This is a genomic window from Mycobacterium sp. (assembly GCF_046095365.1).
Classification (GTDB): Bacteria; Actinomycetota; Actinomycetes; order Mycobacteriales; family Mycobacteriaceae; genus Mycobacterium.
In genome coordinates this window covers 1-7762 of sequence record NZ_JBJTJF010000205.1, presented here as the reverse complement: position 1 = coordinate 7762, position 7762 = coordinate 1, and the positions used below count along the sequence as shown (strand labels likewise).

Sequence of the window (7762 nt, the reverse complement as noted above, 5' to 3'; positions counted from 1 at the left end):
GTACATCATCGCCACCTACCCGGGCGTGCAGTCGATCGGCGGCGTGCGCGCCGATCCGCTTCCCGACCACCCCAGCGGACACGCCATCGACATCATGATCGGCTCGGACATGGGCCTGGGCGACGCCATCAACGCCGACGTCCAGAGCAAGGCCGCACGCTTCGGCGTGGCGTACACCATGTGGCGCGTGGCCAACCACTTCAACCATGTGCACGTCACCGTGTCCTGAGGCCGGGATCACCCGCACCTGACTGAGCGGTAGCCCTACTGTCCGCCGTTGGGCCCCTTACCCGGCATCGGAGTCGCCGGCCGCGGCCCCGATCCGCCGGGCGATATCGACTGCGGACCGCTGGGACTCAGGCTGGGGACGGCGGCCTTCGTCGTCGGCGACGGAGACGCCGAACTCGAGGGGACGGGGGCGCCGGAGGTCTCGGCCGGGCGGCTCTGATCGGCCGAACAACCGGTGGCCGCTGCCGCGATGGCCGTCGCGACGACGGCGAGGTGAAAACCTGCGTGAACCAGTCGCATGAAACCCGCTCCCTTCGCTGCTGCTCTCCCTCTGAACGGTACAAGCCGACCGCTTCGGACGTGGGCGGTGCCGCACCGAGAGCGGTGCAACGCACTACTATCTATCTATGCGCGCAGATACGAAAGTGTGCCGACGGCGGTTGGACGACGACCAGGTCGGCTTGATCGTCGAGGTTTTCCGGATGCTCTCCGATGCGACCAGGGTGCAGTTGTTGTGGGCGCTGACCGACCGTGAGCTCTCGGTCAACGAACTGGCCGACACGGTCGCCAAGCCGGCGGCGTCGGTCTCCCAGCACCTGGCCAAGTTGCGGATGGCCCGGCTGGTGCGCACCCGACGCGAAGGCACCACGATCTACTACAGCCTGGAAAACGACCACGTGCGACGGCTGGTCACCGATGCGGTGTTCAACGCCGAGCATGCCGGGCCGGGGATTCCCGGCCATCACCGCAGCGACGGCGAACTGTCGCGACTGCACCACAACCCCGCCCCTAAGGTGCGCGCCTGATGGGCCCGACACCACATCGCGACGAGCACCACCATGACCACAGCCATGACCACAGCCATCCCCACGAGCATCACCGGGGATTTCTCGGCGCCGTCCGCGGACTGCTGGCCCCGCACAGCCACGATCCGGCGGACAGCCTCGACGACGCCCTGGAGTCCAGCGTGCAGGGCATCCGCGCGGTCAAGATCAGTCTGCTCGTCCTGGGTCTCACCGCGATATTCCAGGTGGTGATCGTGGCGCTGTCGGGGTCGGTCGCGCTGGCCGCCGACACCATCCACAACTTCTCGGATGCGTTGACCGCCATCCCGCTCTGGATCGCTTTCGCGCTCGGCCGGCGCCCGGCCACCAAGCGCTACACCTACGGCCTGGGGCGCGTCGAGGACCTCGCCGGCCTGTTCGTTGTTCTGATGATCACGCTGTCGGCGGTGGTCGCCGGCTATGAGGCGGTGCGCAGGCTGATCCACCCCGTCCCCATCGGCAATCTCGGCTGGGTGGCCGCCGCCGGGCTGATCGGTTTCCTCGGCAACGAACTGGTGGCGCTGTATCGCATCCGGGTCGGTCACCGCATCGGATCCGGCGCTCTGGTCGCCGACGGCTTGCACGCCCGGACCGACGGATTCACCTCGCTGGCAGTGGTTTTCGGTGCGATCGGGGTGTGGCTCGGGTTCCCGCTGGCCGACCCTGTCGTCGGCCTTCTGATCACGGTCGCGATCCTGGTCGTGCTGCGCACCGCGGCGCGCAATGTGTTCTCGCGTTTGCTCGACGGAGTCGACCCGCACCTGGTGGAGTCGGCCGAGCAGGCGCTGGCGGACGAACCCGGCGTCATCGCGGTGCGCCGGCTGCGGATGCGCTGGATCGGCCACCGCCTGCACGCCGACGCCGAGCTCGACATCGACCCGGGTGTCACCCTGAGTCAGGCCCATGAACTGGCCCACCATGCCGAGCACACCCTGGCCCACACAGTGCCTCACCTGTCCTCCGCGCTCATCCACGCCTATCCGGCAAGCCGAGAGGCCGCCACGCGAGGATGAGCCGCATGCGCATCGCGCGGATCTCGGCGGCGGCCTTGTCCGCCGTGATCCCGGCCGGCGTCGTCACCGCCGCCTGCGAATCACCCGATCGCGACCCGTACCGGGATGCGGCGCGGCAGCGCTGCGAAGGGCAGGTGCTCGACCGGCTGGTCTCTCCGGAATCGGCGAAACTCGTCGACGTCGACGTCAGGGGTTCCGAGCTTGACCCTGAGGTGACCGACTTGTCATCGCTGAGTACCGAAACACTGAAAGATGTTCAACGCCAACGAATCACGGTGCGCAGTGTCACTGGTGTCGTGCAGGCTCCCAACGCTTTCGGGGAGTCGCTCAACGATCCCTTCACCTGCCGGGCCTACTTTGTCGACGGTGAGTTGAGGCACACGATGGTCGTCTTCGAGCACGACCACTAGCCGGTGGCGCCGGGCTACCGGCGCGCCGAGCCGGTCAGTGACTGCCCCTGGGCGCCCTGCAAGAGGCAGATCACCGTGCTGGGCAGGGGGTTGTTGTAAGTGCGGTCCTGGTCTGAGTCGATCAGATAGGTGGTCGTGTAGGGACTTCCGGCTGATGCCCGCCCGGTGTACTGCACGAATCCGGCCTCGCAGCGGGTACTGGCGGTCCCGTCCAGTGCGGCGTCCACCGGGACCGGCGCGCGCAGGTAGGTCTCAGCCAGGTGAGTCTGCGAGCAGTCCACCAGGGTGACGGTCACGACCGCCGGATCGGTGGGCGGCAGCTCGGCCAGGCAGTCACCGGCCTCGAGTGCGGTCCAGTTCTCGGTGCGTGGCGCCTGGGTCTGCGCGGCCGACGGGCTTGTGCCGTCGGCTCCGGTCGGCGCCGCCGCCGCCGAGGGGGCCGGCGACTCCGAGGCGGCGGCCGAGGACGCGGGCGGGGCCGAGGGTGCCCCGGGATCGGTCGGCCTGTTCGCCGAACAGCCGCCCAGCCAGGCGACCGCCGTGAACGCGACGGCCATCCCCGCCGCCGGTCGTTGTGAACCCACTGATGTCCTCCAACCCTGTCTCGGCCGATCGGCGCTGCCGCTACCTTTATAGCTGGAGCCGATCGGTCGGCGTCTTCCGGTGAGCCAGGAGGTCACATGAACACGATCGTGCGGGCCCTCGTCGCCAGCGCTGTCGGCAGTGCGGCGTTGTGCGCCGGGTCGGCGACCGCGCAGGCGGATTCGTGGCATCCGTGGGTGCCCGGTATTCCGGGTCCGGGTGTCAACATCGGCGTTCCGGGGAACCCACTGCCGCCGGGGCAGGTCAAGCAATTCATCCCGAACGTCGACGACATGGTCCCGAATTGGCACGGCAACTGGCACTGATCGCAGCCGGCGAGTCGGCGCGACGGTGAACCACTGGTCGGCGCTGGCGGTGGCCGCGGTGTTCGTCTGGATCGGGATGGTGCTGGCGATCTCGGTTGTGGAGGCGCCCCTGAAGTTCCGCGCCCCGGGTGTGACCCTCCAGGTCGGGCTGGGGATCGGGCGGCTGGTGTTCCGCGCGCTCAACGTCTGTGAGGTCGTCCTCGCCGCCGTTGCGCTTGTCGCGGTGGTGTTCGGGCGCCCGCCGGCGGGCGCGGTGGTGGCGCTGGGTGTGGCGGTTGCCGCCTTGGGAGCCCAGGTGGTGATAGTCCGGCCGGCCCTGGCCCGCCGGACGGATGCGGTGCTGGCCGACGCGTCGGTCGCCGAGTCCGGGCGGTCCCACGCCCACTTCGTCTACGTGGGGCTTGAAGCCGTCAAGGTGCCGGCGTTGCTGGTGTGCGGTGTGCTGATGCTGGCCTGACCGGATCGGAGGAAGGTATGGACGGGATCTCGTTGACCACCCTCGCCGAGGAGCACCTGGCCGCGGCGCGGTCCTCACGCGCCGGGCGGTCGGCTCACACCCTGCACGGCGGTCATGACCACATGCTGCGCCAGACGCTGATCGCGCTGACCGGCGGCACCGAACTGGCCGAGCACAACAGTCCCGGGCAGGCCACGCTGCAGGTTCTGGTCGGGCGGGTGCGGGTGACCGCCGGTGCCGACAGCTGGTCGGGTGGGCCGGGGGATCTGCTGGTGCTGCCGCGTCAGCGCCACGGGCTGCACGCCGACACCGATGCGGCGGTGTTGTTGACGGTGCTCGCTGACAGCCGCGAGCCTCAGTAGGGCGTGGCGAGTCCGAGACGGCCGTGCGGGGCGGCGCCGTCGAGCGCCAGCAGGGCGGGCACGGTTTCGCAGGTCACCAGCCCGTGCCGGCTTGTCGCGGCGTCGACGATCTCGAAACCGCGGCCGATGTTGTCCGGCGAGTCCACGACGACGGTGGTCACCGGGACCTGGCGGCCCCACTGGATCAGCCGGTCGCCGTGCGGACTGTGGTCGCCCTCGAACCCCCAGACTCCGCGCAGCACCGTCGCGCCCCGGGCGGCGCCCGAGGCCAGCAGGCGGCGGACCAGGATCCGGTGGATCGGGACGCCGTCGTGCAGGGTGTCCTCGCTGGTGTGCACCATCAGCTTCTGCCACAGCGGTCGGCCGGCGGCGTCGGCGGCGGGCAGTGCGGCGGGGCGGCCGAGCAGGGTGCCATGCTGCTTGCACACCTGGGCGCGTTCGGCGGTGACCGGGGTTTCGCCCAGCATCGCCTGCAACTCGGTGAGCACCGCCCGCACCTGGCCGCCACTGCCGACGGCGACCACCATGAGCGGGACGTCGAGGTTGCGGCTGAAGAACCGCGCGCGCCGGCGCTGGCCGTGGGAGGTGCCGTCGACCCCGAGGAAGGCCGTCGCGCCGGCGAATCCCCGTTGGCTGAGCAGGTCGCAGACCGCGATGAAGGCGGGGACCGCGCCCACCCGCCGGTTCCGGCCCATCGGGATGGTCAGCCGCACGGCGTCGTTGTCGGAGGCGGCGAATTCCGTTGCGGCGCCGCCGATCAGCGTGGCCCGCTCCAGGGTTATCAGGCCGCGCGGTACTAGTGCGGTGACGTCGTCGGCCACCGTGCTCATCACCTCGGCGCGATCGAGCGCGGCGATCGTCACCGGCGGGTCCTCAGAAAGCGTCAGCGACGCATCGGTGCGCAGGACGTGGCGCCCGCCGAAGCCGGTGACACCTCGCAGCAGCACGCTGTCGGCCACCCGGCGCTCGGCCAGCAGGTCCAGCACCGCGTCGGCGACGAACCGCCGGCCGACCCGCTGCCGTTCGCCGAAGTAGGCGGTGAGCTTGAGACAGTCGGTCACACCAGGCTCGCGATCCAATGACCCACTGCGGCTGCGGCCAGGCCGGCCACGAGGCTGACCGCCAGGTTGGCCAGCGCGGTCCGGACCTGCCGTTCCTCGGCCAGCCGCTGGGTTTCGAACATCCAGGTCGAGAAGGTGGTGAAGGCGCCCAGAAAGGCGGTGCCGGCCAGCAGCGCAACCGGCTGGCTCAGCACCAGCCCGGTCACCAGGCCGAGCAGAAGCGCACCGCTGACGTTGACCGTCAGCGTGCCGAACGGGAACGACCCGCCGACCCGGCGCGCCACGGCGCGGTCGACCAGGAACCGCGTCACCGAACCCAGTCCGCCGATGAGCAGGACACCGGCCCACAGCACGGCGTTCACCCGCTGATCCTGGCCCGGCGCACCAGTGCGGTGGCCGCGTAGACCGCCAGCAGACCGGCGGCCAGGCTGGCCGCCAGGTAACCGGCGGCCAGGCCGTAGCAGTGGTGCTGGATCATGCGCAGGACCTCCACCTGCATGGTGGAGAACGTCGTCAATCCGCCGCACAGGCCGCTTCCCAGCATCGGGCGTCGGTAGCTGGACAGCGGCAGCCGCTCCAGGAGTCGGGTGGTGAAGTATCCGAGCAGGAACGCGCCGACGATGTTGACGGTGAACGTCGGCCAGGGCCAGCGGGCGGGATCGGGCACGGCGGCGGTGCTCAGCGCCGCGCGTGCCACGGTTCCCAGCGCCCCGCCGGCGAAGACCGCGGCCAACTCGCGCCTGTCCTGACCGAACACCGCTGCGGCTCCCTAGACCTCGGCCTGACCAATCACCGGATCAGTATTGCCCTCCGGCGGCACAATTGGCCCCATGGCGGCCAATCCCCGCGCCGGTCAACCGGCGCTGCCCGAAGACCTGATCGACCTGCCCCACTTGGTGACGGCGTACTACACGATCCAGCCCGACCCCGACGACGTCGCCCAGCAGGTCGCCTTCGGCACCTCCGGGCACCGCGGGTCCAGTCTGGACGGTGCGTTCAACGAGGCCCACATCCTGGCCACCACCCAGGCGATCGCCGAGTACCGCGCCGCCCAGGGCACCACCGGCCCGCTGTTCATCGGCCGCGACACCCACGGCCTCTCCGAGCCGGCCTGGGTGTCGGCGCTGGAGGTGCTGGCCGCCAACGACATTGTGGTGCTGGTGGACTCGGCCGACCGCTACACCCCGACCCCGGCGGTGAGCCACGCCATCCTGACCTACAACCGGGGGCGTTCGTCGGATCTGTCCGATGGGATCGTCGTCACGCCGTCGCACAACCCGCCCCGCGACGGCGGGTTCAAGTACAACCCGCCCAACGGCGGGCCGGCCGACACCGACGCCACCAGCGCGATCGCCAAGCGCGCCAACGAGATCCTGCGCGGCGGCCTGCGCGAGGTGAAGCGGGTTCCGCTGGCCACGGCACTGCAGCGCGTGCATCGCCACGACTACCTCGACGCCTACGTGTCCGATCTGCCCAGCGTCGTCGACATCCACGCCATCCGCGTCGAGGGCATCCGCGTCGGCGCCGACCCGCTCGGCGGGGCGAGCGTGGACTACTGGGGCGCGATCGCCGAACGGCACAACCTGAACCTGAGCGTGGTCAACCCGCTGGTCGACGCCACCTGGCGGTTCATGACGCTGGACACCGACGGCAAGATCCGGATGGACTGCTCATCGCCCAACGCGATGGCCTCGCTGATCGCCAACCGCGAGAGCTACCAGATCGCCACCGGCAACGACGCCGACGCCGACCGGCACGGCATCGTCACCCCCGACGCCGGCCTGCTCAACCCCAACCACTCTCTGGCGGTGGCGATCGACTACCTCTACACCCACCGCCCGGACTGGCCGGACACGGTTGCGGTCGGCAAGACCGCGGTGAGCTCCTCGATCATCGACCGGGTCGTCGCCGGGCTGGGTCGCAAACTGGTGGAGGTGCCCGTCGGTTTCAAATGGTTCGTCGACGGGTTGGTCGGCGGCACAATCGGATTCGGTGGCGAGGAGTCCGCCGGGGCATCGTTCCTGCGCCGCGACGGCTCGGTGTGGACCACCGACAAGGACGGCCTCATCATGTGTCTGCTGGCCGCGGAGATCCTCGCGGTCACGGGCAAGACCCCGTCGCAGCGCTACGCCGAACTGGCCGAGACGTACGGGGCGCCGGTCTACGCGCGGATGGACGCCCCGGCGAATCGCGAGCAGAAGGCGCGGCTGTCCAAGCTCTCACCGGATCAGGTCACGGCGACCGAACTCGCCGGCGAGCCGATCACCGCCAAGCTCACCAACGCGCCGGGCAACGGCGCCCCGATCGGGGGACTGAAAGTGACCACGGCCAACGGGTGGTTCGCCGCGCGCCCGTCGGGCACCGAGGACGTCTACAAGATCTACGCCGAGTCCTTCAAGGGTCCCGAGCATCTGGCGCAGATGCAGCAAGCCGCCAGGGAAGTGGTGAATACCGTCATATCGTGAGTAATGCCGACTGGCCGCTAATGCGACTAGCTGG

The 7762-nt window shown here is 69.9% G+C and carries 13 protein-coding genes; 9 read left to right on the top strand and 4 right to left on the bottom strand.

Going from position 1 to position 7762, the window contains the following annotated elements; all coding sequences use genetic code 11:
• From ACKOQ4_RS16110 to ACKOQ4_RS16090, 5 genes are all read left to right on the top strand, one after another.
• Positions 1-229: VldE C-terminal domain-containing protein (locus ACKOQ4_RS16110; RefSeq protein WP_526293593.1), on the top strand; the 229-nt coding region annotated here is incomplete at its 5' end.
• Positions 230-277: 48 nt separating this feature from the next.
• A complete protein-coding gene (locus ACKOQ4_RS16105) occupies positions 278-448 on the top strand; it encodes a hypothetical protein (protein WP_526293592.1) in 171 nt (56 codons plus the stop codon).
• A 187-nt stretch (positions 449-635) separates the two neighbouring features.
• A complete protein-coding gene (locus tag ACKOQ4_RS16100) occupies positions 636-1034 on the top strand; it encodes an ArsR/SmtB family transcription factor (RefSeq protein WP_526293591.1) in 399 nt (132 codons plus the stop codon).
• Complete coding sequence (locus ACKOQ4_RS16095) at positions 1034-2065, top strand: cation diffusion facilitator family transporter (RefSeq protein WP_526293590.1); 1032 nt, start codon at positions 1034-1036, stop codon at positions 2063-2065. The genes ACKOQ4_RS16100 and ACKOQ4_RS16095 overlap by 1 nt, the downstream gene beginning before the upstream one ends.
• Before the next feature lie 5 nt (positions 2066-2070).
• The gene (locus tag ACKOQ4_RS16090; RefSeq protein ID WP_526293589.1) at positions 2071-2475 is read left to right on the top strand and encodes a hypothetical protein; all 405 of its coding nucleotides are present in this window, start codon (positions 2071-2073) and stop codon (positions 2473-2475) included.
• Between the two features lie 14 nt (positions 2476-2489).
• On the opposite strand, the gene ACKOQ4_RS16085 is transcribed toward ACKOQ4_RS16090, so the two are convergent.
• Positions 2490-3032 carry a hypothetical protein gene (locus tag ACKOQ4_RS16085; RefSeq protein ID WP_526293594.1) on the bottom strand — a complete coding sequence of 181 codons (543 nt, stop codon included), beginning with the start codon at positions 3030-3032 and terminating at the stop codon, positions 2490-2492.
• 123 nt (positions 3033-3155) lie between these two features.
• Between ACKOQ4_RS16085 and ACKOQ4_RS16080 the strand changes: the two genes are divergently transcribed.
• From ACKOQ4_RS16080 to ACKOQ4_RS16070, 3 genes are read left to right on the top strand one after another with little or no spacing between them, the layout of a single operon-like run.
• Positions 3156-3383 carry a hypothetical protein gene (locus ACKOQ4_RS16080; protein ID WP_526293588.1) on the top strand — a complete coding sequence of 76 codons (228 nt, stop codon included), beginning with the start codon at positions 3156-3158 and terminating at the stop codon, positions 3381-3383.
• 25 nt (positions 3384-3408) lie between these two features.
• Positions 3409-3840: a hypothetical protein gene (locus tag ACKOQ4_RS16075; protein WP_526293587.1), complete on the top strand. Its 432-nt coding sequence runs from the start codon at positions 3409-3411 to the stop codon at positions 3838-3840.
• Between the two features lie 17 nt (positions 3841-3857).
• Complete coding sequence (locus ACKOQ4_RS16070; RefSeq protein ID WP_526293586.1) at positions 3858-4202, top strand: cupin domain-containing protein; 345 nt, start codon at positions 3858-3860, stop codon at positions 4200-4202.
• On the opposite strand, the gene ACKOQ4_RS16065 is transcribed toward ACKOQ4_RS16070, so the two are convergent.
• Genes ACKOQ4_RS16065 through crcB (ACKOQ4_RS16055) form a run of 3 tightly spaced genes read right to left on the bottom strand, consistent with a single transcriptional unit; the run spans position 4196 to position 6020 of the window.
• Positions 4196-5263 carry a DUF190 domain-containing protein gene (locus ACKOQ4_RS16065; RefSeq protein ID WP_526293585.1) on the bottom strand — a complete coding sequence of 356 codons (1068 nt, stop codon included), beginning with the start codon at positions 5261-5263 and terminating at the stop codon, positions 4196-4198. The genes ACKOQ4_RS16070 and ACKOQ4_RS16065 overlap by 7 nt on opposite strands.
• On the bottom strand, positions 5260-5625 hold the full coding sequence (crcB, locus tag ACKOQ4_RS16060) for a fluoride efflux transporter CrcB (protein ID WP_526293584.1): 366 nt from the start codon (positions 5623-5625) through the stop codon (positions 5260-5262). Before crcB (ACKOQ4_RS16060) ends, ACKOQ4_RS16065 begins: the two co-directional genes overlap by 4 nt.
• Positions 5622-6020, bottom strand: coding sequence for a fluoride efflux transporter CrcB (crcB, locus tag ACKOQ4_RS16055; RefSeq protein WP_526293583.1), 399 nt, complete (start codon positions 6018-6020; stop codon positions 5622-5624). The genes crcB (ACKOQ4_RS16060) and crcB (ACKOQ4_RS16055) overlap by 4 nt, the downstream gene beginning before the upstream one ends.
• Positions 6021-6093: 73 nt before the next feature.
• On the opposite strand from crcB (ACKOQ4_RS16055), the gene pgm reads away from it, so the two are divergent.
• The gene (pgm, locus tag ACKOQ4_RS16050) at positions 6094-7728 is read left to right on the top strand and encodes a phosphoglucomutase (alpha-D-glucose-1,6-bisphosphate-dependent) (RefSeq protein ID WP_526293582.1); all 1635 of its coding nucleotides are present in this window, start codon (positions 6094-6096) and stop codon (positions 7726-7728) included.
• Positions 7729-7762: the final 34 nt, after the last annotated feature.

Bases quoted from the DNA above. Each gene is read 5' to 3' on its own strand.
- ACKOQ4_RS16100 (WP_526293591.1), top strand. From the start codon at position 636: ATGCGCGCAGATACGAAAGTGTGCCGACGGCGGTTGGACGACGACCAG.
- ACKOQ4_RS16095 (WP_526293590.1), top strand. From the start codon at position 1,034: ATGGGCCCGACACCACATCGCGACGAGCACCACCATGACCACAGCCAT.
- ACKOQ4_RS16090 (WP_526293589.1), top strand. From the start codon at position 2,071: ATGCGCATCGCGCGGATCTCGGCGGCGGCCTTGTCCGCCGTGATCCCG.
- ACKOQ4_RS16085 (WP_526293594.1), bottom strand. From the start codon at position 3,032: ATGGCCGTCGCGTTCACGGCGGTCGCCTGGCTGGGCGGCTGTTCGGCG.
- ACKOQ4_RS16080 (WP_526293588.1), top strand. From the start codon at position 3,156: ATGAACACGATCGTGCGGGCCCTCGTCGCCAGCGCTGTCGGCAGTGCG.
- ACKOQ4_RS16070 (WP_526293586.1), top strand. From the start codon at position 3,858: ATGGACGGGATCTCGTTGACCACCCTCGCCGAGGAGCACCTGGCCGCG.
- pgm (WP_526293582.1), top strand. From the start codon at position 6,094: ATGGCGGCCAATCCCCGCGCCGGTCAACCGGCGCTGCCCGAAGACCTG.